This window comes from Janthinobacterium paucivorans, from assembly GCF_051380805.1.
Lineage (GTDB): Bacteria > Pseudomonadota > Gammaproteobacteria > Burkholderiales > Burkholderiaceae_D > Janthinobacterium > Janthinobacterium lividum_D.
Genome location: NZ_JBNYXR010000002.1, coordinates 219,443 through 242,276 on the forward strand (window position 1 = coordinate 219,443; position 22,834 = coordinate 242,276).

The window sequence follows — 22,834 nt, forward strand, 5'->3', positions numbered from 1 at the left end:
GATGAAAGAAACCAGCTTGCAGCCGCGCAGTGTGCTCATCCTCTTTTGTTCGCTCTGCTTGCTTGCCAACAGTGCGCCGGCTGCACCCGCCAGCGCACCCGCCAGCTACGTACTGGAAAATACCGAGGTGCGCGACATTCGTGCACAAGCCCTGAAACGCGACTATCAGGTGTTTGTGGCCTTGCCCGATTCTTACCGGCAGGGCAGCAAGCGCTATCCGGTGCTGTTTGTCGTGGACGCCAATTATGCGTTTCCCGTCGTGCGCAGTATCGCGCAGCGCCTGAACAAGCATGCCGGGCTGGAAGAAGTGGTGGTGGTCGGCCTGTCTTACGCCAACGGCGATGGCGGGGTGTACAGCCGCCGCCGCGACTACACGCCTACCACGCCGCGCAAGCATGATTACCGTTCGGACATGCCGGGGCGGCAACCGGCGTTCGGCGAAGCGAAGGCCTATGGCCAGTTTGTCACGGGCGAAGTCTTTCCCTTCATCGCCCAGCATTACCGCGTGAACATGCAGCGCAAGGTGTTTATTGGCCACTCGTATGGCAGCTTGCTGGGCCTGCAATTGCTGCTGAGCGAACCGCGCAGCTTCGAGCATTACATCCTCGGCAGTCCGTCGCTGTGGTATGACGCTGGCGTGATGTTCGAGCGCGAGCAAGCGTATGCGGCCAGTCACCGGGACTTGCCTGCGTCTGTGTTCTTTGGCATCGGCGGCCTGGAAAAGCTGGCGGCGGGCAAGCAGCGTTCACGCTCGGAGGAAGAGGCCGACATGCTGGCCGACTTGCGCGAGTTCGACGGCAAGCTGACATCGCGCAAGTTTCCCGGCTTGAAGACGCGTCTGCGCGTGTTCGAGGACGAAGACCATGCGAGCGTGTTTCCGTTGGTGCTGACGCATGGCTTGCGGGCGTATTTGAAGTCAGTGAAATGAATCGCGCTCAGGCGCGCAAGACTGTCTCGCCGTGTCTTGCCGTGTCTTGCCGCCGAAACAGCTGAGGCAGCTTTACAAGCGCGCCTCTTCGCCCCACACATTGCGCATGCTGAAATGCAAGCCGGCATCGTCTTCGTGCAGTGACGAGACGATGGCGAACTCGCTGTCGAGCGTGTCGCGCGGTGCCAGTTGCGCCAGCGTGGCGGCGCCCAGCGGCGCGCCCAGCGGATCGCTGAGCGGATGCACGTGCGCGGCGCCCCGTTGCGTCACGACGCCCAGTTCGCCGCTGCGCAGGCGCACCAGGGTACCCGGTGGATATTTGCCCAGCAGCTTGACGAACTGTTCTCTCAGCAAGGGATCGATGGACACGCCCGGGTCGAGAAAGATGTGCTGTAGCGCCTGGTCGGGCACGATGGAGCGGCGGTAGTTGCGCGCCGAGACGCGGGCACAATAGCGGTCGGCCAGGCCGATCAGTTTGGCATTTTGCAAGATTTCATCGGCCGTGCGTCCCTGCGGATAACCGCTGCCGTCGTCGATTTCATGGTGCAAGAGCACGCAGCTCAGCCATTCCTCGTCATCGACGCCGGCGCAGCGCAGCAATTGCGTGCTCTCTTGCGGGTGCTGGTGCACGACGCGCATTTCTTCGTCATTCAGGGGGCCGCGCCGGTCCTGGAAACTGTCGTGGTGGCGCAGCATGCCCACGTTCATGGTCAGTGCAGCGGCACCGATCAGTACTAGCTCATCATTCGATTTGTGCATGCCGCGTCCTACCAGCATGGCGAGCAGCGCCGTCTCGATGCAGTGGCGCACGGCATAGACAGCGGCGATTTGATTGAGCAAGATGCTGGCTAAGGCAATGTCGGCATCGTGCTCGAGCGCGCGCAGCAGTTCGCGGGCAATGTCGCGCACGTCGCGCTCGGCATTGCTTTCGCTGCGCAAGTCCAGCAGCAAGCGCTCCAGGCGCTGCGCCGCCTCGTTCAGCAGGCGCAGCACCGATGGCTGCTCGGGCGTGCCGATGTACAAGCCCAGTTGCAGCAAGCGGCCCAGCTGCGCGCCGTCGGTGATGATTTGCCCCTTGCGTAGTTGCGGGCCGGCACTGTGCTCGGCCAGGAACAGATCCCAGGGCAGGGGCTCGCCGGGAACCAGGTCGGCCGGGCCGATGCGACGCTGTACCATGCTGTCATCCTTTGCTCCGCCGTGGCAGAGCCGTTATCGCTTATATGCTGCGCAGGCGCTCTAGCGCCAAACGCAAGGTCTCATCTTTCTTGGCAAAGCAGAAGCGCACGATGCCGGACTCCTTGCCCTGCGCGTAAAAGGCGGAGACAGGAATGGCGGCCACCTTGATCTCTGCCGTCAGCCACTCGGCGAACTGCGCTTCGCTCTTTTGTGAAATAGCATCGTAGCGCACGCACTGGAAATACGTGCCGTCGGCCGGCAGCAGGGTAAAGCGGCTGCCCGCCAGACCGTCGCGGAACATATCGCGCTTGCGCTGGTAAAACGCAGGCAAGTCCAGATAGGGTTGCGGGTCCGCCATATAGCCGGCCAAGCCGTGCTGCATCGGGGTGTTGACGGTAAATACGTTGTACTGGTGTACCTTGCGAAACTCCGCCGTCAGGGCCGTTGGTGCCGCCACATAGCCAACTTTCCAGCCCGTCACGTGATACGTCTTGCCGAAACTGGAGACGATGAAGCTGCGCGCCGCCAGTTCCGGGTGGCGGGCGAGCGACTCATGGTGCACGCCGTCGTACACCATATGTTCGTAGACTTCGTCGGACAAGATCAAAATTTGCGTGCCGCGCACGATATCGGCCAGCGCCGCCACGTCGTCAGCGCGCAAGATGGTGCCCGTCGGGTTGTGCGGCGTGTTGATGATGATCAAGCGCGTCTTGCTGCTGACCGCAGCGGCCAGCTGGTCCCACGGCACGCTGTAGCCGCAGTCTCCCACTTCCATGGACACCAGCACGGGCACGCCGCCGGCCAGCGCGATGGCGGGCAGATAGCTGTCGTAGGCCGGTTCGATGACGATGACTTCGTCACCCGGATGGACGCAGCACAGGATGGCGGTGGTGAGCGCCTGCGTGGCGCCGGCCGTGACGGTAATTTCCGTGCCTGCATCGTAGCTGTGGCCGTACAGGCTGGCGATCTTCGCGGCGATGGCCGCGCGCAAGGGCGCGGCGCCCGTCATCAGTGGATACTGGTTGTGGCCGGCGCGCATGGCCTCGCTGACCAGGTCGACCAGTTGCGGCGCGCAATCGAAATCGGGGAAACCCTGGCCCAGGTTGACGGCGCCATGCTGGGCCGCCAGGCTGGACATGCGGCTAAACACGGTGGTGCCCACCAGAGGCAATCGCGTGCAGAGGGTGGGAGTCAGATAGGGCGGGGAAGGGCTGTGCATGAACGGTAGGGTCGCGGTGCGCATAGTGGATTTGTCTCCTATTCTAGCGCAGCGCGTGGCCTTGCGTGCAGTCCTTAATGGCTCAGCTTGGCAATGCCCAGCCTTCCGGCAACATGATCTTGAACATGCCGGCCTTGGCCGTCTTGCGGGCCAGTTTCAGCAGCGCCTTGTCCTTGGTGATGAGGATGTCGGCGTTGGCGTCGCGCGCCAGTTCGAGGAATTTCTGGTCATCCTTGTCCGTGCAGACAGGCAGGCGCACGCCCGACGCGGGCGGCGCCACGACGCTGATGTGGGCATCGAAGCGGGCGGCGGCGACAGCGCGGCTGGCTTCATCGAGCGGCAAATGTTTGTAATGCAATACGACAAGATATTCCGCGCGGCAATCTTCGCGCGTGATGGCGTGCACGGCGCCGCTTTCCATGGCCGCCAGCAGGCCCGCCCAGCGCGGGTCGTTGAAGACGAAGAGGTCGAGGCAAACGTTGGTGTCGAGGACGAGTTTTTGTGGAGCAGGTATCATGTCGGCAATTCTATTTTGTAGTGATAATTTATGTTGATCGTGCTTTCGCCCGCCAAGAGTCTCGACCTGGAGACGCCGCCAACAACCGCGTTGCACAGCACGCCCGATTTTCTCGACCATAGCGCCCAGTTGATCGAGCGCATGCGCCAGTTCTCGCCCGCCGAAGTGGGCAGCCTGATGGGCATCTCCGACGCCTTGTCGGCCCTCAACGTGGCCCGCTACGCGTCCTGGACGCCCAATCTGGCCGAGGCGCGCCAGGCCATCATGGCTTTCAATGGCGATGTGTATGCCGGTTTCGAGGCGCGTAGCCTGCAGCCGGCCCAGCTCGACTATGCCCAAGCGCGCGTGCGCATTTTATCGGGTCTGTACGGTTTGCTGCGTCCGCTCGACCTGATCCACCCGCATCGCCTGGAAATGGGTACGCGCCTGTCGACGACGCGCGGCAAGGATTTGTATGCGTTCTGGGGCGACACCATCACCAATGGCTTGAACCGTGCCGCGCAAGAGCAGGGCGCGAAGGTGCTGCTTAATCTGGCCTCCGAAGAATATTTCAAATCCGTCAAGCCGCGCCAGCTGGACGTGCCCGTCATCGCGCCCGTGTTCGAGGACTGGAAGAACGGCAAGTATAAAATCATCTCGTTCTATGCCAAGCGCGCGCGCGGCATGCTGGCCCGCTATGCGGCCGTGAACGCGATCCGCGATCCCGAACAGCTGAAGCAGTTCGACGTCGATGGCTACGCTTTCGTGCCGGAAGCGTCGAATGACACCAGCTGGGTATTTAGGCGAAAAGTGGGCGAATAAGCGCGAATGGATCGGTGAAGCCCCCCCAGTTGCAAAATCTGGGGTCGTACCCTGAGGGGCCATACGGCCCAGTGGGACGCATGGCGATCGCGCAGCGACCGACCTCAGTTTTCACCGTTGGGTCAAGAAAAAAACCGGGCTAGCCCGGTTTTTTTATCAGCTTACTGCCAGAATTTCCACCACTTGCGATCCTTGTTCACCCCTTCCGGGCTGAGGAATGCCGTGTTCGGGTAGTTCTTGGTCAGCACGCGCAAGGTATCGTCGCGCAGGTCCGTCAAGCCCAGCTTGTCATACGAGCGGTACATGATGAACAGCGCTTCTTCGATGGCTGGCGAAGCGGCAAAGTCGCTCACCGTCGTTTGTGCGCGGTTGGCAGCTGCCAGGTAGGCGCCGCGGCGGTAGTAATAACGCGCCACGTGCACTTCATATTTCGCCATTGCATCGATCAAATAGTTCATGCGGGCCAGCGAATCGGGCGCGTACTTGCTATTGGGGAACTTGTCGATCAGTTGCTTGAAGGCCGCAAACGCTTCGCGCGTGGCTTTCGGGTCGCGCTCTGTCGGATCTTGCTCGTACAGGAAGTTCAGGAAGCTGATCTGGTCGTTAAAGCTGACCAAGCCGCGCAAATAGTACATATAGTCTACATTGGCGTGGTTAGGATGCAACTTGATGAAGCGTTCGACGGCAGCCAGTGCCTGCGCCTGGTCTCCCGCCTTATAATACGCGTAAGCGATCTCCATCTGCGCTTGCAGGGCATAGTTGCCGAAAGGATAGTTAGCCTCCAGCTTCTGGAACAGGCCGATTGCAGCTTCATAATGCTGCCCGGCCATTTCTTCACGCGCCTCCGAGTATAATTTCGTAACGGACCAGTTTTTGGTCTCGTCCACTTTTTCAGGCAACAAGCTGCAAGCGGACATGCCGAGCAGAACGACTGAAGCGACTACCAACGATAATTTTTTTTGCATGACGTTTTGCAAGAAGGTTTTAACCAAGATTTTACAATAGGCTGATTATAGCCGATGGGAATGCTGTGATATTAACTCCGAAGCCTAATTTGGCTGACTCCGCGTTTGACTCCCTTTCTGAGCATGGCGCCGAAGATGCGTTTGACGGCGATTTTGCCGCCGACGACGCCTTCGAGATCATGCTCCCGATTACATTGGAACTGACGCCGGACGCTTGCGGCCACCGCCTCGATAAAGTCATCTCCAAGCTGGTGCCGCAATACTCGCGCAGCCGCTTGCAATTGTGGGTGGAAGCCGGTTTCGTGACCGTCGATGGAAAAGTTGCGAAACGCAATATGACCGCCTATGGCGACGAGAAGATCGTCATTCTGCCGCAAAGCGCGCCGGAAGACGAGGCTTTTAAGCCCGAAGCGATGGAATTGAACATCGTGCACGAAGATGAACATATCATCGTGATCAATAAACCGGCAGGGCTGGTCGTGCATCCAGGCCCAGGCAACTGGTCGGGCACCTTGCTCAACGGCCTGCTGCACCACTGCCCGCAACTGGCTGGCGTGCCGCGCGCCGGCATCGTGCATCGCCTGGACAAGGATACCAGCGGCCTGATGGTGGTTGGCAAGACCCTGGCCGCGCAAACGGATCTGGTACGCCAGTTGCAGGCGCGCACCGTCAAGCGCGAATATTTTGCGCTGGTGTGGGGCACGCCGAAAATGGCGGGCACCATCGATGCGTCGATCGCGCGCCATCCGCGCGACCGGGTCAAGATGGCCGTGTCGGAGAATTTCACCGCCAAGCCCGCCATCACGCACTATGCATTGATCGGTAGCGGCGAACTCGACCGCCGTCCCGTGAGCCTGATGCAATGCCGTCTGGAAACAGGGCGCACGCACCAGATTCGCGTGCACATGCAGCACCTGGGGTTTGCGCTGGTGGGTGACTCGGTGTATGGCAAGCAGCACTTGGTGTCCGTCTTCTCGCGCCAGGCATTGCAGGCACGCCGCCTGGGTCTGGTGCATCCGGGTACCCTGGAAGCGTGCGAGTGGATCGTGCCGCTGGCCGATGATTTCGCGCAATTGATCGCCACCGCCGGCATTGCCGAGCCGGAACAGGTCTGATGCCGCCAGCGTTGCCTTGCCTGATACCCGATTGGCCCGGTTTGCCCGCCAACGTGGGCGCTCTGGCGACCATGCGTGCAGGCGGCGTCAGCCAGGGTCCTTACGGTGATGGACAGGGCGGCGCTGGCCTGAATTTGGGCACGCACGTGGGCGACAATCCTGCGCACGTGGCGGCCAACCGTGCGCGGCTGGCCGCCATGCTGCCGGCGCAGCCTGCCTGGCTGTCGCAGGTGCATGGCGTGGCCGTGGCCGACGCCGCCAGCGTGCATGGTTGCCTACCTGATGCCGACGCCAGCGTCGCCACGCAGGCCGGTGCCGTGTGCGTGGTGATGACGGCCGATTGCCTGCCTGTGCTGTTCAGCTCAAGCGACGGCCAAGTCGTCGGCGCGGCCCACGCGGGTTGGCGCGGCCTGGCCAATGGCGTCCTGCAGCGCACGGTGGACAGCATGCGGGCGCAAGGGGCGGGGGAAATCCTCGCCTGGTTGGGGCCTGCCATTGGTCCGCAGCAGTTCGAGGTAGGGCAGGACGTGCTGCAGGCATTTCGCGACGGTGCGCGCGATGCTGCCGAGCGGCAAGTGCTGTCGGATGCGTTCGCTGCCATCGCCGGCAAGCCGGGCAAGTATCTGGCTGATATTTACGCGCTGGCGCGTACCATGCTGCTGCGCGATGGCGTGGTGCGAGTGGCGGGTGGGCAATACTGCACCGTCAGCGATGCGGCGCAGTTTTACTCGTATCGGCGCGATGGCGTCACGGGAAGACAGGCCAGCTTGATCTGGCGCAAATAATCTGCACGGCAGACACTCATGTGTCTGCCGTTTTTGTTTTATCGTCTGAAGAGGCCAGTGCGCGCGCCTGCATGGCTGCGATACGCTCGGCCTTGCGTTTGCGTCGCCGCGAGCCTGTCAGATAGAATAGGAGCGATAGCGGCACGATGCAGTACAGCACGAAGGTCATCACCCCGGCGATGATGGACGATTCCGTCAGCGCCATGAGGCCGACGACGTAGATCCAGGCAATAGCGGTGATGAGCATCATATGCTGTGGCAGTGGCAGTGGGTGTGGCAGTGAGTAACAGTTTGCATGCAGTTGATTCCGAAGTATTTATTTTTGACTACGTTTGCGACACCTGACAAAACCGACGCAGCAGGTTTTGTTCGGCGTCCCTCAATCTTGAATGGACTTAGATATTTATGCATATGCCCGATCCTCAAATGATGACCAAGGAATGGATGGCGCAGATCAGCAATCCTGAGCATTGGAAGACATGGTTCAACATGGTACCGCAGCCGGCCAGTAATCCGATTGCCGGCATTTTGCACGATGCCGGTGCCAGCATCAAGCCGGACGTGATCGAACAACTGAAAAATACTTACGTGGCCAAGCTGACGGGCTTGTGGGCCGACTTCATGGCTGGCAAGGCGCCGCAGCTGAGCGACCGCCGCTTTGCCGCGCCTGCCTGGCACGCCAGTCCGGTGTCGGCCTTCAATGCGGCAGCCTACCTGCTGAATGCGGAGTTTCTCAGTGCCATGGCCGATGCCGTGGAAGCGGCGCCGCACCAGAAGCAAAAGATTGCCTTTGCGGTCCAGCAAATCGTCGACGCCATGTCGCCCGCCAACTTTCTCGCCACCAACCCCGACGCGCAGCAAACCCTGATCGAAACCAAGGGCGAAAGCCTGGCCAAGGGCTTGAGCAATATGCTGACCGACATGCAGAAGGGGCGTATTTCGCAATCGGATGAATCGGCCTTCGAAGTGGGCCGTAATGTCGCCACCACGCCCGGCACGGTAGTGTTTGAAAACGCCTTGTTCCAGTTGATCCAGTACACGCCAACGACGGCCACGGTACACCAGCGTCCCCTGTTGATGGTGCCGCCTTGCATCAATAAATTCTACATCCTTGACTTGCAGCCAGAAAACTCGCTCGTGCGCTACGCGGTGGAGCAGGGCAATAGCGTCTTTTTGATGTCCTGGCGCAATCCTGACCTGAGCATGCAGCACCTGACGTGGGACGATTACGTGGAACAAGGCGTGCTCGAGGCGATTCAGGTGACGCAAGACATTTCCGGCCAGGAAAAGCTCAACATGTTCGGCTTTTGCGTCGGCGGCACCATCGTCTCGACGGCGCTGGCCGTGCTCAAGGCGCGTGGCGAGAATCCAGCCGCCAGCCTGACCCTGTTGACCACCTTCCTCGATTTCTGCGACGCCGGTGCACTCGACGTCTTCATTGACGAGCCGCAAGTGGCGCTACGCGAGCAGACTTTGGCCAACGGTGGCCTGATGTCGGGCCGCGACCTGGGCAGTACTTTCTCCAGCCTGAGGCCGAACGACCTGGTGTGGAACTACGTACAGGCGAATTACTTGAAAGGCAAGGAGCCGCCGGCGTTCGACTTGTTGTACTGGAATGGCGACGGCACGGGCTTGCCAGGTCCCATGTTCTGCTGGTATCTGCGTCACACTTATCTGGAAAACAGTCTGAAAGTGCCGGGCAAGCTGACCGTGGCCGGTGAGCAGATTGACCTGGGCAGCATCGATGCGCCCGCTTTCATCTACGGTTCGCGCGAAGACCATATCGTACCCTGGGGTGCGGCCTACGCCAGTACGGTCTTGCTGAACCCGAAAAAGCCGAAAGCCAACCGTTTCATTTTGGGCGCCTCAGGCCATATTGCCGGCGTGATCAATCCGGCCTCGAAGAAAAAGCGCAGCTACTGGAGCAACGACGCAGGCAAAGGCGCCCGCACGGCGAAAGCCCGCCCCTTGACTGCCGAGCAATGGATGGAAGGCGCGACCGAGCACGTGGGCAGTTGGTGGCCCGAATGGGCGGCCTTCCTGGCCGAGCACGGTGGTGCACAAGTGAAGGCGCCAGGCAAGCCGGGCAACAGGCGGCACGCGGCAATCGAGGCAGCGCCCGGGCGGTATGTTAAAGTCAGGGCAGATTAGGTCACGAAGTGTTTTGCCTGACAAGGCCGGCATCAGCACTGGCCTTGTCAGTAATCTACTTTTAGTTGCGTTGCAATAAATGTGGGAATCAACTACCCTGATGCGTAGTGGAGCCGTTTTCCACTCTATAATGGAAAAAGTAGGCAGGTGCGAAAGCGGACCCACGTTCGCTTTTTTTTCGGATCAACTCAGTATGCGCTGCGGCGCAATAAGTGGAACTTGTGATGAGTAGTGCAAAAAAAAGTATAGACCGCCTGATTAAAAAATATCCCAACCGTCGTCTGTACGACACGCAAACCAGTTCCTACATCACCTTGACGGATGTCAAGCAACTGGTGCTGGACAATGAGGTGTTTACCGTCGTCGATGCCAAATCCAACGAAGATTTAACGCGTAGCATCTTGCTGCAGATTATTTTGGAAGAGGAAGCGAACGGCGCGCCCATGTTCTCGAGCAGCGTGTTGTCGCAGATCATCCGCTACTATGGCCATGCCATGCAGGGCATGATGGGATCCTACCTGGAAAAGAACGTGCAAGCGTTCACCGATATCCAGCACAAATTCACGGGCACATCGGCTGGCAGTTTCGAAGGCAAACCATTCAGCCCGGAAATGTGGACCCAGTTCATGAACGTCCAGGGCCCGATGATGCAGGGCATGATGAATAATTACATCGACCAGAGCAAGAGCCTGTTTGTGCAAATGCAGGAGCAGATGCAGAGCCAGAGCAAGAATCTGTTCGGCACCTTTCCGTTCGTTCCGCCGGTGCCGCCGACGGACAAAAAATAAGCTGATCCGGTTTTTATGTCGCAGAACGGCACAGGAGTTCCTGTGCCGTTCTGCATTCAGGCGCCATATCGCCTCGGTGTGCCGGGTTTTGATCGGAGCATGGTGCAACCATTTTTCCTTGATGGGCAGACGCTGTCCGGCAAGGATGACATTTCAGCGTTCGTTTGATATGCAACTGCAGGTCCACGAAGAGTATATATGGCGCTGCTTGAGCAATTGCAGGCAATGATTGCAGCCGATAATGAGCGTATGCATGTCCTTCGTCTTGTCAGGGAACTTGATCTGCCCGATTGCTGGGTTGCCGCGGGATTTGTGCGATGCTGTGTCTGGGATCATTTGCGCCAACGTTCGCCTTCGCCACTGCCTCACGATATCGACGTCATCTGGTACGACCCAAGCAAGGCGATACAGGCGCATGACGCCATGCGGACCTGCCTTACCTGACCGCTTCCGATGCCATGAGATACTGGCCGAAAACCGCCACTGCCGTGGGTGTGCGACTCAATGACCTTGCAGACATCGCTATAGCGGCTCCTTTCGGCCTGCATGATCTTTTCGATCTGGTGGCCCGGCCGACAGAGCGATTTCTGACAGCGAAGCAATCGGTCTACGCAGGCCGCGTGCGTGGCAAGAATTGGCAAGGTACCTGGCCCAAGCTACGTATTGAATTCCCAGGTGCTGCTTCCTGCCGTGCTTTGGAACCGGACTGAGCAAGCTCATAGCCTGCATTTGATGATCAGCGATGCAGGAGCCTGAGAATCGCACCTGCAATCCATTGCTACCTATGCCCGGTCAACCCGGACAGCGTAGCGACCGCGTCTGGCGTTGTGGACGTGGATATAGCTGACTTCCTGATTGCCAAAGATCTGCTCAATCAGGGTTTCAATCGACGTGCCTTCCACCACATATTCAGGCGCGTCCGCCATCCGGCTCTTGCTCTGCAAGTCGATCCAGGTAGACGGCACGGATGCCGCCTGGTAGTCATCGTTCACATCGGGTGGGCATGCCATTGTCGACTGACGGTCAGAGCTTTCACTTCATGCTTTCGGCAGTCCAGCTTTTACCGCCGTCGTTCGATATTTCAAATTGCGCCGGCACGCTCCAGCGCATTATTTTTCCCAGAATCGCACCCGATTTAAGCGGGGTCAACTCGCGTGATTTCGGTTTGGCGTCCACCAGTGTCCACGTTTTGCCCATGTCGCTACTGGCATGTAAGGTCGTATCGCTCATCAGACTGCTTTCAAAACGCAGCAGGGTGCCATCGGTACGCTGAACCAGCGGAATGTGGCTAGCGGTGACCTCTTGCCAGGTTTGACCTTGATTCACTGAAACGAAAGCATCTCTGGAGGTGATCGCAAATGGCCCGTAACCTTGTGTTATGAGGCTCCACATGCCGCTGCCGCTGATGCGCATCGCATCCACGCGGCGATCGGGCATTGCCCGCTCTGACCACTGGCCACTGGCGTAGTCGTAGAGGTGCAGCGTTCCTTTCGTCGACGTGTAGGCAAAGCCTGTGCCGATATCGCGCAGCCAGAACCAGGTGTCCTGGTTCAGGAGCCACTTCCCCAGCTTCTCACTGCGTACCTGATTCCACTCGCCGCGCTCGAGACGGGTGGAATGATAAATCGTGACTTCATTGTTACGCTGGACGGCGACATACCAGCCAGCGTCCATATTGCCAGCCAGTCCGACCAGATTGCCATAGGGAAGGTTGCCAGTGTCAATCGGTTCAAGCTTGTTCTGTCCCGGCGCATGGCGCAGCAGGGTGCCGAACTCGCCGAAGGCCAGCAAGTCTGCATCCGGCATTTGCACCGGCTGCACGCAGTTCAGCGTCTCTATTTTGTCGCTGGCCAGTTGTTTCCATGTTCCCCCAGGGCTGCGCCACAGCACTGTGCCCATGCGGGTTGCGGCCGCCACGCTGCCGTCTGGTAGCTCCGTCACGCATTCGGCGCCGGTGGGGCGGGCCATGGCGACTTCCTCAGCGCGATCCGTATCACTGCGCGATCCGGACCAGCTGACTGTCTTTTCGGGTGCAAACAGCTTCAGGTGCTCGGGAGAATAGCGTTCGAGCAGGGTGCGGTTGTCTCGCACCCGCACGCTGCGGCCGACCAGTACACGCTCGCCATAAAGAGGCGTGACGATCAGGCGGCCCAGATCGACCGGCTTGCCTTCCTCCACAGTAAATAAGCCCAGGCCGCTGCCCATTTTGATGTAGCGGTTTGATTTGCCGGCGTCGGCCAGTTGACTGAAGTAGTATTTCCCCGGCGGCAGGGTCCCCATGAAAAGAGTCGTGTCGCGCGCCATATCCTTGGCAACCTGGTTCAGGATATATTGCTGCAGTACCAGGCTCGATACTGCGTCTCCGCTACTCAGGCGGCCCAAGGTGATCTGGCCCAATCCGTTCACCTCATCAGTGTTGGCAGTAATGCTGACAGTAACGGCTGTACCTTCGGAGGGCACGCCGGCGCTGAGAGGGCGCTGCACATGCGTTGTGACGCAGCCACCGAGCATCAGCGCAGAGACGGCTCCTGCAAAAACGTAGGCAACGAAATTTTTGATGAACATTTTATTTCCACAGTGCAATAAAATCTTATTATAGCGAGACTGTGTATGAAATAACAAGTACATTAGCCAAGTATGGGCTGCAGCCAGATATGGAATGCGTGAAAGAATATGCTCAGGGCAGGTCGCCCGTAACTCCCACCGTTGCATATCCCGCAGCAAAACCAGAGCGCCACTGACAGCCAAGGGCGGCTCGGGGTACAATAGCCGATTCGCCTCACCATATTACTAGCTGCCAACTATGTCTGAAATTCACCGTATTGCCGTTCCTTCCGCCAAGCCAGAGGCCATGCTGGCCATGCCAGGTGCTGCGCCGAAAGTGGGCTTTGTCTCGCTCGGCTGCCCGAAAGCGCTGGTCGACTCCGAACAAATCCTGACCCAACTGCGCGCCGAGGGTTACGAAACGGCGAAATCCTACGCTGGCGCCGATCTGGTGATCGTCAATACCTGCGGCTTCATCGATGCCGCCGTGCAAGAGTCGCTCGACGCCATCGGCGAAGCGCTGGCTGAAAACGGCAAGGTCATCGTTACCGGTTGCCTGGGCGCCAAGAAAGATGCTGCCGGCGACGACATCATCATGAAGGTGCACCCGAAAGTGCTGTCCGTCACGGGCCCGCACGCGCTGGCCGAAGTGATGGATTCGGTCCACCTGCACCTGCCGAAACCACATGCGCCCTTCCTCGATCTGGTGCCGCCGCAAGGCGTCAAGCTGACGCCGAAGCACTATGCCTACCTGAAAATTTCCGAAGGCTGCAACCATCGTTGCAGTTTCTGCATCATCCCATCGATGCGCGGCGACCTGGTCTCGCGCCCGATCGGCGAACTGATGATCGAAGCGGAAAATCTGTTCAAGGCCGGCGTCAAGGAATTGCTGGTCATTTCGCAAGACACTTCGGCCTATGGCGTGGACGTGAAATTCCGTTCCGGTTTCTGGAATGGCCGTCCCGTGAAAACCCATATGACACAGCTGACGGAAGCGCTGGGCGAACTGGCCAAGTCCTACGGCGCCTGGGTACGCTTGCATTACGTCTATCCATACCCGCACGTGGACCAGATCATCCCGATGATGAGCGGCGGCCACATCCTGCCTTACCTCGATATTCCGATGCAGCATGCGCATCCTGACGTGCTCAAGCGCATGAAGCGCCCGGCCAGTGGCGAGAAAAACCTGGACCGCATCCAGGCCTGGCGCGCCATCAACCCGGACTTGACCATCCGCTCGACCTTCATCGCCGGTTTCCCTGGCGAAACGGAAGCGGAATTCGAGTACTTGCTCGACTTCCTCAAGGAAGCGCAGATCGACCGCCTGGGCTGCTTCGCCTATTCACCCGTCGAAGGCGCGACCGCCAACGCCATCGCCAACCCTGTGCCGGAAGAGCTGCGCGAAGAGCGCCGTGGCCGCGTGATGCTGCTGCAGGAAGAAATTTCGAAAAAACGCCTGCAAGCGAAGGTCGGCAAGACCGTGCGCGTGCTGATCGATGAAGTCACCCGCTCCGGCGGCGTGGGTCGCTCGTCCGCCGACGCGCCGGAAATCGATGGCGTCGTCTACGTCAAGCCACCGTTCGAACCGCACCGCAAGCTGGCCGTTGGTCAATTCGTCGACGTGACCATCACCTCGGCCGATGCGCACGATCTGTGGGGCGCTGCCGAGTAAAAAACGTCCATGCCTGCGTTGCGCTGCCTTGCCGTACAGTGAAGTACTGTCTTCGGCAGCGCGCCTTGGCCTGAACGTTTTTTATGCAGGTGTAATAGGGCATAGGCCCTTGCAATCGAATGTCCATGCCTGCGTTGCGCTGCCTTGCCGTACAGTGAAGTACTGTCTTCGGCAGCGCGCCTTGGCTTGAACGTTTTTTATGCAGGTGTAACACTCTGCTCTATGCACGGCAGACTAGGGCATAGGCCCTTGCAATCGAATGTCCATGCCTGCGTTGCGCTGCCTTGCCGTACAGTGAAGTACTGTCTTCGGCAGCGCGCCTTGGCCTGAACGTTTTTTTATGCAGGTGTAACACTCTGCCATACGTACGGCAGACTAGGGCATAAGCCCTTACAATCATGGCGGACCAGCAATTGCTGGCCCGCCTTTTTTTTTATGCCGACGACGCCATGACCACACTCAAATCTCCGCAAACGGCGCTGATCCACAGCGATTACCAGGCACCGCAAGGCTTTGCCGCCTTTCCCAACGCCATACACCATGCGTCCACCGTGTTGTTCAAGGACGTCGCGGCCATGCGCTCGGGCGACTGGAAAGAGAAGAACGCCTACACCTATGGCTTGCACGGCACGCCCACCACGTTCACGCTGGAAGCGCGTCTGGCCGAGATCGAAGGAGGCAAGTACTGTTTGCTGGCACCGTCGGGCCTGGCGGCTATCGCCATGGCGGACTTTGCCCTGCTCAAGAGCGGCGATGACGTCTTGCTCCCTGAAAATATTTACAACCCGAACCGCGAACTGGGACGCTGGCTGGCGCAGGACTTCGGCATCACGGCCCGCTATTACGACCCGCTCATCGGCGCCGGCATCGCCGCCCTGATCCAGGAAAATACCAAGCTGATCTGGACGGAAGCACCGGGCTCGGTGACTATGGAAGTGCCGGACTTGCCTGCCATCTGCGCGGCCGCGCATGCGCGCGGCGTGCTCGTCGCCCTGGATAACACCTGGTCGGCCGGCCTGGCCCTGCGCGGCTTTGAGCTGGGCGTCGATATCATCATGCAGGCGCTGACGAAATACCAGTCGGGCGGCTCGGATGTGCTGATGGGGGCGCTGATCACGCGCGACAGGGCGCTGCACGAGCGCCTGGCGCTGGCGCACATGCGCCTGGGGCTAGGCGTGGGGGCGGACGATGCCTACCTGGTGCTGCGCGGTTTGCCGACCATGAAGTTGCGCTTCGACGCCCATGATGCGGGCGCGCGCGCGGTGGCCAGCTGGCTCAAGGGCAGGCGCGAGATCGCCACGGTGCTGCATCCGGCTTTCGACGATTGTCCGGGTCATGCCATCTGGCAGCGCGATTTCACGGGCGCCGGCGGCCTGTTTTCCGTGCTGTTCGATGCCCGCTACACGGAGCAGCAGACAGACCGTTTCGTCGATGCCTTGCAGTTGTTCAAGATAGGCTACAGCTGGGGTGGTGCGAATAGCCTGGTGATGCCATACCGCATCGCCGCCATGCGCAAGGGCTGGCAGTTGCCGGGCCAGCTGGTGCGCCTGAATGTGGGGCTGGAAGAGCCGCAGGATCTGATCGCCGATATCGAACGCGCGTTCGCAGCGATGTAGCGGCAAGTGGGCAAGCGGCAATCGGGCAGGCGGCAGGCTTGCCGCAGCCCCGCCATGCCCCATGACATGCCCTATGACATGCAGCTTCCTGCCTGCCTGATTGTTGGCCCAGTTTTTATGCTGACAAGCTAGGTTGCGCAGCAGCGCAATACAAGGAAAAAGGTGGAATACATTGTTGAAAGCTGATCGATATCTCACCTGGGCCGCGCGCGCCGGATGCTGGCTGCGGCGTAGCTTTCCATTGCCGGCCTTGTTGCTGTGCGCCACGCTGGCCCACGCCGCCGACCCTGCACTGGAGGCGCAGTTTGCTTCCGGCTTGAAGGAAGAGGGCTTGGCCGGCGCCGTCTGGAGTGAGGTCTTGCCAGATGGAACAGTGAGAGTCGGCGCATCGGGCTTGCGCGATGTCAGCCGGCTTATACCCATGCAGGCTGACACGCGCGTGCAGGTGGGTTCCGTGGGCAAGGTGGCGCTGGCGCTGGGCGTCTTGCGCCTGGTCAGCGAAGACCGGCTCACGCTCGACACGCCCTTGCAGCAGGTGCTGCCGGAACTGGCCTTGAAAAATCCGTGGCAGGCCAGCGATCCCGTGCGCATCCGCCACCTGCTGGCGCATACGTCAGGCCTGGATAATGTGCGTCTCTGGCAGGCGTTCAGCCTGCACCCGGCGCCGCAGACGCCGTTGGCCGAGGCTTTTGAGGGCGGGCGCAATCTGCTGCGCGTGCGCGCCCGGCCCGGCAGCCGTTACGCGTATTCCAACATGGGCTATGGCTTGCTGGGCATGCTGATCGAGAAGGTCACGGGCCAGCCGTACGAGCGCTACCTCGATGCCCAGTTGCTGCAGCCGCTGGGGATGGCGGACAGTACGTTTGGCTTTGTTACCCAGATGAGCACACCAATGAGCACACCGGCAGGTGCGCAGCTTGACCCGCGCCTGGCCATGGGCCACTTCGAGCATGGTGTGGCACAGCCGGCAGTGCCGCAGTACCTGCGTCCGGCCGCGCAATTTACCACCACAGCGGCCGACATGGGCAAGCTGGCGCAATTTCTGATGGGTGATGGCAAGCTGCAGGGCAAGCGCTTCATCGACCTGGCGCTGATGGGTGCCTTGTCCGAACCAGCCGGCACGGATGCGGTGCAGGCGGGCCTGGCAACGGGCCACGGCCTGGCGCTTGCCGTGCGCGACCGTCACAATGTGGTCGGTGCCTGCCATCCTGGCACGACCGTCGGTTTCCGCGCCATGCTGTGCTTCTATCCGGAGCAGGGCAGCGCCTTCTTCGTGGCCTTCAATGCCGATGTGGAACAGGCCGACTATGAACGCTTCAACCGTCTGCTGCTGCGCGACCTGGCGCTGCCGCTACGCGCGCCTGCCCCGCAGGGCACGCCCGCGCCCACGCTGGAAAACTGGCAGGGCGTGTACGTGCCGTCACCCAGTCCCATGGCCAGCCTGGCCTGGGTCGATGCCGTCTTCGGCTTTACGCGCCTGAAATGGGATGGCGAGTCGCTATTTCTGATCCCGTTCCAGGGCGAGCCTAAGGAGCTGGAGCCGGTGGGCGGCTTGCTATTTCGCGCCAGCGACCGCAGCATGCCATCGCATGTGCTGCTGCAAGACGATGGCAAGCATATCCTCAGTGACGGCTTGCGCAACTATGAGCGGGTGTCGATGCTGCGCCTGCTGGTGTTGTGGGGCAGCCTGGCGCTGGGCGTGCTCGGTTTGCTGTATGTGCTGGTGGTGGGCGTCTGGCGCGCTGCGCTGCGCGGGCTGGGGCGGGGCGACCATCTGTTCGCGCCCCTGCTGTCACTGCTGGCGCTGCTCTTGCCCGCACCGTTGTTTTACTTCCAATCCTACCTAAGCCTGGGCGACGTGAGCATCGCCAGCGTGCTGCTGGCGCTGCTCACGGGCACGCTGCCGCTGGCCGTCGCGTTCGGCCTGGCGCGCTGCTGGCGCAGCCGTGGCACGGCGGCCGAGGCGGGCTCGTGGGCGAAATGGGATTGGGTGGCCTTGCTGGCGGCGCTGCAACTGCTGCTGGTGCTGGCTTGGTGGGGCTTGCTGCCGCTGCGCTTGTGGCAGCTATAGAGTAGGCCCGGGCATGGCCGCGCAGCCATGCCCGGGCAAGATCAGTTGAGGATATTCAAAATACCATCGAGCCCCACGAAGTTCAGCGCCACGTCCGCCTGCGAACGCACCACGGGCTTGGCGCGGAAGGCAACCGACAGGCCGGCGATGCCCATCATTTTCAAGTCGTTGGCGCCATCGCCCATGACGATGGCTTGCGCTGGCGTGATGCCCAACTGTGCGCAGACGCGCTCTACCGTGCGCTGTTTTTCTTCGGCGTCGACGATGCCGCCTAAGACTTTGCCGGTCAGCTTGCCATCGACGATTTCCAGTTCGTTCGCGTGCGTGAAATCGAGCCCCAGGCGCTGCTTCAGGCGCTCCGTAAAGAAGGTAAAGCCGCCCGAGACCAGCAGGGTTTTCAGGCCGGCTTTCTGTACCGCTGCCAGCATGGTTTGCGCACCCGGCGACAGCTTCAGGCGCTCGTCGTAGACGCGCTGCAGGGCTGACGCGTCGAGTCCTTCGAGCAAGGCCACGCGCTGCTTCAGGCTGGCGGAAAAATCGAGTTCGCCGCGCATCGCCGCCTCCGTGATGGCCGCCACCTGCGGTTTCAAACCCTGCATGTCGGCGATTTCATCGATGCACTCGATGGTGATCAGGGTCGAATCCATGTCCATCGCCACGAGCTTGAATTCACTCAGTTCGCGCTGGCCCATCATATAGGTGGCGTCCAGCTGCGCCGCCTGCGCCGCCACTTCGATGGTGTGGCGCAGCGCGGGAGAATAGGCGATCTGCTCGCAGTGCACGGCGTTCGGGCCGATTCGCGTGATGCTCGCGGGCGCAGCCAGGGCGGCGATGCGCTCAAGCCTGGCCATGTCGCCGTCCGCGTCTTGCAGGATCAGATTCATGGTGATGGAAGTGGTATTGGTCATGGGGGCAGTCCCGCGTAAGGTTATCTAATAGTCTACACCGTCAATTGCTTGATGGTGGTCTTGATCTGTGTCACGCGCGCGGCCAGGTCGGGCATGGTGGCCGTGATTTTCAGCTTGTCCTGGCCATGCAGCTTGATATGGCGGTTCTTCTGGATCAAATCGATAATGCGCATCGGGTCGATCGGCGGCTTGGCCATGAATTGCAGGGTGGCCGCCTCGCCATGTACGTCAATCTTGACGATGCCCACGGTTTTCGCGCCGATGCGCAGGCGGTGCGTCTCGATCAGCGCTTTCACGGCGTCGGGCAGCTTGCCGAAGCGGTCGATCAGTTCTTCCTGGATATCGTCGATTTTTTCCTGCGTGGCGCAGTTGGCCAGGCGCTTGTAGATCGACAGGCGCTCGTGCACGTCGCCGCAGAAGTCGGCCGGCAGCAGGGCCGGCACGTGCAGGTTGATTTCCGTCGTCGAGGCCAATGGCGCGGCCAGGTCCGGCTCCTTGCCCGCTTTCAGCGAGCGCACGGCTTCGTGAAGCATGTCCGAATACATCTGGAAGCCGATTTCCGTCATCTCGCCCGACTGGCTCTCGCCCAGTACTTCGCCGGCACCGCGAATTTCCAGGTCGTGCATGGCCAGGTAAAAGCCGCTGCCCAGTTCTTCCATCTGCTGAATCGCGTCCAGGCGGCGCTGCGCCAGTTTTGTGAGACCCTGCACGTCGTGCACCAGCAGGTAGGCGTACGCCTGGTGGTGCGAGCGTCCGACCCGGCCGCGCAGCTGGTGCAGCTGCGCCAGGCCGAATTTGTCGGCGCGGTGCATGATGATGGTGTTCGCCGTTGGCACGTCGATGCCCGTTTCAATGATCGTCGTGCACAGCAAAATATTGAAACGCTGGGCGACGAAGTCGCGCATGACCTTTTCCAGGTCGCGCTCGTGCATCTGGCCGTGGGCCACGGCGATACGCGCCTCGGGCAGCAGTTCCGTCAGCATGGCCATGCGGTTCTGGATAGTGTCCACCTCGTTGTGCAGGAAGTAGATCTGGCCACCGCGTTTGAGTTCGCGCAAGCATGCTTCGCGGATGATGGCTTCGCCCTCGCTGCGCACGAAGGTCTTGATGGCCAGGCGCTTTTGCGGTGCCGTGGCGATGATGGAAAAGTCGCGCAAGCCTTCCAGCGCCATGCCCAGCGTGCGCGGAATCGGCGTGGCCGTCAGGGTCAGCACGTCCACCTCCGCGCGCAAGGCTTTCAAGGCTTCCTTCTGGCGCACGCCAAACCGGTGTTCCTCGTCGATGATGACCAGGCCCAAGCGCGTGAATTTCACGTCATCGGACAGCAGTTTATGCGTGCCGATGACGATGTCGATGGTGCCGTCGGCCATGCCCTTGAACGCCTGCGTGATCTCCTTGCCGCTACGGAAACGCGACAATTCCGCGATGCGTACGGGCCAGTCGGCGAAACGGTCGGCAAAGGTTTGCGCATGCTGTTCCGCCAGCAGGGTGGTGGGCGCCAGGATGGCAACCTGCTTGCCGCCCATGACGGCGATGAAGGCGGCGCGCAGCGCCACTTCGGTCTTGCCGAAGCCGACGTCACCGCACACCAGGCGGTCCATCGGTTTGCCCGAAGTCATGTCCTTGATGACGTTGCGGATGGCCTCGGCCTGGTCCGGCGTCTCGTCGAAGCCGAAGCTGTCGGCGAAGCGCTGGTAATCATGCGCCGAAAATTCGAAGGAGTGGCCCTGGCGCAGGGCGCGGCGCGCATACAGGTTGAGTAGCTCGGCGGCCGTGTCGCGCACCTGTTCCGCCGCGCGCTTCTTGGCTTTTTCCCACTGTCCCGAGCCGAGCGAGTGCAGCGGCGCGTCTTCCGGCGAAGCGCCAGAATAGCGGGAGATCACATGTAACTGCGACACGGGCACGTACAGCTTGGTGTCCTTGGCGTATTCAAGGTGCAGAAATTCCGTTTCGCCTTCGCCCAGGTCCATGCTGGTCAGGCCCATGTAGCGCCCGATGCCGTGGTTGATGTGCACCACGGGGTCGCCGATTTTCAGCTCCGACAGGTCGCGCACCATCGATTCGACCTGCGTCACGCCCTCCTGCTTCTTGCTGCCAACCCTGCGCCCGGAGCCGGCGTACAGTTCCGTCTCGGTGATGAAAGCGAGCTTGCTGTCCGGCGTGAACAGCTCGAAACCGGCGTGCAGCGGCGCCACGCCCAGCATCAGCTTGGCGTCGGATTGCAAGAAGCCGTCGCAGCCTTCCACCGGCGTCAGCTGCAGATCGTATTCGGTGAAGTACTGTTGCAATGTTTCACGGCGGCCGTTCGATTCGGCGCAGATCATCACGCGGCGCCCTGATTGCAGCACATAGCTGCGCAGGTTGGCCAGCGGGTCGTCGGCGCGGCGGTTGACGGCGATATTCGGCACGGGCGCCGACAGTTCGGAGGCCAGCGCATCGTTCGATTTCGCAATCGCCAGGCGCGGATACGGCTTGGCCAGGCCGAAGAACTGCTCGTCGGACAAGAAGATCGATTCGGGTGGCAGGATCGGCCGCTCGCGGTCCGCCTTCAAAAAGCGGTAGCGCGACTCGGTATCGGTCCAGAAGCGCCCGATGGCTGCATCGATTTCGCCCACCAGGGCCAGTGAAGCGTCGGGCGGCAGGTAGTCGAACAGGGTAGCCGTTTGCTCGAAGAACAGGGGCAAATAGTATTCGATGCCGGCCGAGGCGATGCCGCTGCTGATGTCCTTGTAGACGACCGAGCGCGACGGGTCGCCCTCGAACTGTTCGCGCCAGCGATTGCGGAAGGTGGTGCGCGCCGCTTCATCCATGGGAAATTCGCGGCCCGGCAGCAGCCGCACTTCGTGCACCGGGTATAGCGAGCGCTGGGTGTCGGCGTCAAACGTGCGGATCGTTTCGATGGTGTCGCCGAACAGGTCGAGCCGGTAAGGCAGGCTTGATCCCATGGGGAACAGGTCGAGCAGGCCGCCGCGTACCGAGTATTCACCCGGTGACATCACTTGCGAGACATGGCTGTAGCCGGCCAGCGTCAGTTGCGACTTCAAGCGCGCTTCGTCGAGCTTTTCGCCCTTCTTGAAAAAGAAGGTGTAGGCCGCCAAAAAGGAGGGCGGCGCCAGGCGCACCAGCGCCGTGGTGGCCGGCACGATCAGCACGTCGCACTGGCGCGTCTGGATTTGGTGCAGCGTGGCGAGGCGCTCGGAGACCAGGTCCTGGTGCGGCGAAAAGGCGTCGTAGGGCAGGGTTTCCCAGTCCGGCAGCAAATGGCAGCGTAGTTCCGCGCCGCCAAACCAAGGGATTTCATCGAGCAGGCGCTGGCCGTCGCTCGCCTGCGCCACCACCACGGCCAGCATCTGGCCGCGCGCTTTCAATTCCAGTGCGGCCAGCGCCAGGGCATAGGCATCGGATGAACCATACAGGGCGGGCAGCGCGTAGCGGTTGCCGGGCTTGGGGAGAGCTTTTTTTAAGTCTAAGGACATGCAGGCGATGACACTAGTGGCAGAGGCAGTTGAGTGGAATAGCTGTGGTGCGGGCAGCGCCGCCAGTGACGGCGCTGACAGACGAGATTATAGACTATCGCC

General features: G+C 60.8%; 18 protein-coding genes and 1 pseudogene. 10 read left to right on the plus strand and 9 right to left on the minus strand.

Annotation, left to right across the window (positions count from 1 at the left end; translation table 11 throughout):
- The first annotated feature begins 1 nt into the window (after window position 1).
- On the plus strand, window positions 2-928 hold the full coding sequence (locus tag ACQ4V8_RS04025; RefSeq protein ID WP_010399021.1) for an alpha/beta hydrolase: 927 nt from the start codon (window positions 2-4) through the stop codon (window positions 926-928).
- 72 nt (window positions 929-1,000) lie between these two features.
- Here ACQ4V8_RS04025 and ACQ4V8_RS04030 read toward each other — a convergent pair whose 3' ends face one another.
- The 3 genes from ACQ4V8_RS04030 to ACQ4V8_RS04040 form a co-directional block, all read right to left on the minus strand.
- Window positions 1,001-2,104, minus strand: a complete 1,104-nt coding sequence (locus tag ACQ4V8_RS04030) for an HD-GYP domain-containing protein (RefSeq protein ID WP_010399019.1) — start codon at window positions 2,102-2,104, stop codon at window positions 1,001-1,003.
- Window positions 2,105-2,144: 40 nt separating this feature from the next.
- On the minus strand, window positions 2,145-3,323 hold the full coding sequence (locus ACQ4V8_RS04035; RefSeq protein WP_436570990.1) for a pyridoxal phosphate-dependent aminotransferase: 1,179 nt from the start codon (window positions 3,321-3,323) through the stop codon (window positions 2,145-2,147).
- A gap of 82 nt (window positions 3,324-3,405) precedes the next feature.
- On the minus strand, window positions 3,406-3,840 hold the full coding sequence (locus ACQ4V8_RS04040; protein ID WP_010399014.1) for a putative toxin-antitoxin system toxin component, PIN family: 435 nt from the start codon (window positions 3,838-3,840) through the stop codon (window positions 3,406-3,408).
- A 30-nt stretch (window positions 3,841-3,870) separates the two neighbouring features.
- Between ACQ4V8_RS04040 and yaaA the strand changes: the two genes are divergently transcribed.
- Window positions 3,871-4,641, plus strand: coding sequence for a peroxide stress protein YaaA (gene yaaA / locus ACQ4V8_RS04045; protein ID WP_010399012.1), 771 nt, complete (start codon window positions 3,871-3,873; stop codon window positions 4,639-4,641).
- 161 nt (window positions 4,642-4,802) lie between these two features.
- On the opposite strand, the gene ACQ4V8_RS04050 is transcribed toward yaaA, so the two are convergent.
- The gene (locus ACQ4V8_RS04050) at window positions 4,803-5,606 is read right to left on the minus strand and encodes an outer membrane protein assembly factor BamD (protein ID WP_010399011.1); all 804 of its coding nucleotides are present in this window, start codon (window positions 5,604-5,606) and stop codon (window positions 4,803-4,805) included.
- 89 nt (window positions 5,607-5,695) lie between these two features.
- Here ACQ4V8_RS04050 and ACQ4V8_RS04055 point away from each other — a divergent pair, with 89 nt between their 5' ends.
- The gene (locus ACQ4V8_RS04055) at window positions 5,696-6,721 is read left to right on the plus strand and encodes an RluA family pseudouridine synthase (protein ID WP_010399009.1); all 1,026 of its coding nucleotides are present in this window, start codon (window positions 5,696-5,698) and stop codon (window positions 6,719-6,721) included.
- Window positions 6,721-7,506, plus strand: a complete 786-nt coding sequence (gene pgeF, locus ACQ4V8_RS04060; protein WP_436570950.1) for a peptidoglycan editing factor PgeF — start codon at window positions 6,721-6,723, stop codon at window positions 7,504-7,506. The genes ACQ4V8_RS04055 and pgeF overlap by 1 nt, the downstream gene beginning before the upstream one ends.
- A 16-nt stretch (window positions 7,507-7,522) precedes the next feature.
- Here the strand turns inward: pgeF and ACQ4V8_RS04065 are convergent, their stop codons facing one another.
- Window positions 7,523-7,756, minus strand: a complete 234-nt coding sequence (locus ACQ4V8_RS04065) for a hypothetical protein (RefSeq protein WP_280720976.1) — start codon at window positions 7,754-7,756, stop codon at window positions 7,523-7,525.
- Between the two features lie 155 nt (window positions 7,757-7,911).
- On the opposite strand from ACQ4V8_RS04065, the gene phaC reads away from it, so the two are divergent.
- From phaC to ACQ4V8_RS04080, 3 genes and pseudogenes are all read left to right on the plus strand, one after another.
- A complete protein-coding gene (phaC, locus tag ACQ4V8_RS04070; protein WP_436570951.1) occupies window positions 7,912-9,657 on the plus strand; it encodes a class I poly(R)-hydroxyalkanoic acid synthase in 1,746 nt (581 codons plus the stop codon).
- A 224-nt stretch (window positions 9,658-9,881) separates the two neighbouring features.
- Entirely contained in the window at window positions 9,882-10,445 is a 564-nt protein-coding gene (gene phaR / locus ACQ4V8_RS04075) for a polyhydroxyalkanoate synthesis repressor PhaR (RefSeq protein ID WP_010399000.1), read from the plus strand.
- A gap of 249 nt (window positions 10,446-10,694) precedes the next feature.
- Window positions 10,695-11,155 (plus strand): annotated as a pseudogene (locus ACQ4V8_RS04080) (nucleotidyltransferase family protein).
- Between the two features lie 72 nt (window positions 11,156-11,227).
- On the opposite strand, the gene ACQ4V8_RS04085 reads toward ACQ4V8_RS04080, so the two are convergent.
- Together ACQ4V8_RS04085 and ACQ4V8_RS04090 are read right to left on the minus strand one after the other, a co-directional pair.
- Complete coding sequence (locus ACQ4V8_RS04085) at window positions 11,228-11,455, minus strand: DUF1203 domain-containing protein (RefSeq protein WP_010398995.1); 228 nt, start codon at window positions 11,453-11,455, stop codon at window positions 11,228-11,230.
- 22 nt (window positions 11,456-11,477) lie between these two features.
- Window positions 11,478-13,010 carry a beta propeller repeat protein gene (locus tag ACQ4V8_RS04090; RefSeq protein WP_010398992.1) on the minus strand — a complete coding sequence of 511 codons (1,533 nt, stop codon included), beginning with the start codon at window positions 13,008-13,010 and terminating at the stop codon, window positions 11,478-11,480.
- 295 nt (window positions 13,011-13,305) lie between these two features.
- Between ACQ4V8_RS04090 and rimO the strand changes: the two genes are divergently transcribed.
- The 3 genes from rimO to ACQ4V8_RS04105 all read left to right on the plus strand — a co-directional run bounded on the left by rimO (window position 13,306) and on the right by ACQ4V8_RS04105 (window position 18,348).
- A complete protein-coding gene (gene rimO / locus ACQ4V8_RS04095; protein WP_010398991.1) occupies window positions 13,306-14,661 on the plus strand; it encodes a 30S ribosomal protein S12 methylthiotransferase RimO in 1,356 nt (451 codons plus the stop codon).
- A 449-nt stretch (window positions 14,662-15,110) separates the two neighbouring features.
- Window positions 15,111-16,277 (plus strand): cystathionine beta-lyase, encoded by a 1,167-nt coding sequence (locus ACQ4V8_RS04100; RefSeq protein ID WP_436570952.1) that lies wholly within the window; start codon window positions 15,111-15,113, stop codon window positions 16,275-16,277.
- Between the two features lie 175 nt (window positions 16,278-16,452).
- Window positions 16,453-18,348 (plus strand): serine hydrolase domain-containing protein, encoded by a 1,896-nt coding sequence (locus ACQ4V8_RS04105; protein ID WP_436570953.1) that lies wholly within the window; start codon window positions 16,453-16,455, stop codon window positions 18,346-18,348.
- 41 nt (window positions 18,349-18,389) lie between these two features.
- Here ACQ4V8_RS04105 and serB read toward each other — a convergent pair whose 3' ends face one another.
- Both serB and mfd read right to left on the minus strand, forming a co-directional pair.
- Window positions 18,390-19,232 carry a phosphoserine phosphatase SerB gene (gene serB / locus ACQ4V8_RS04110; protein WP_010398985.1) on the minus strand — a complete coding sequence of 281 codons (843 nt, stop codon included), beginning with the start codon at window positions 19,230-19,232 and terminating at the stop codon, window positions 18,390-18,392.
- Between the two features lie 56 nt (window positions 19,233-19,288).
- On the minus strand, window positions 19,289-22,732 hold the full coding sequence (gene mfd / locus ACQ4V8_RS04115) for a transcription-repair coupling factor (RefSeq protein WP_010398983.1): 3,444 nt from the start codon (window positions 22,730-22,732) through the stop codon (window positions 19,289-19,291).
- Window positions 22,733-22,834 lie beyond the last annotated feature (102 nt).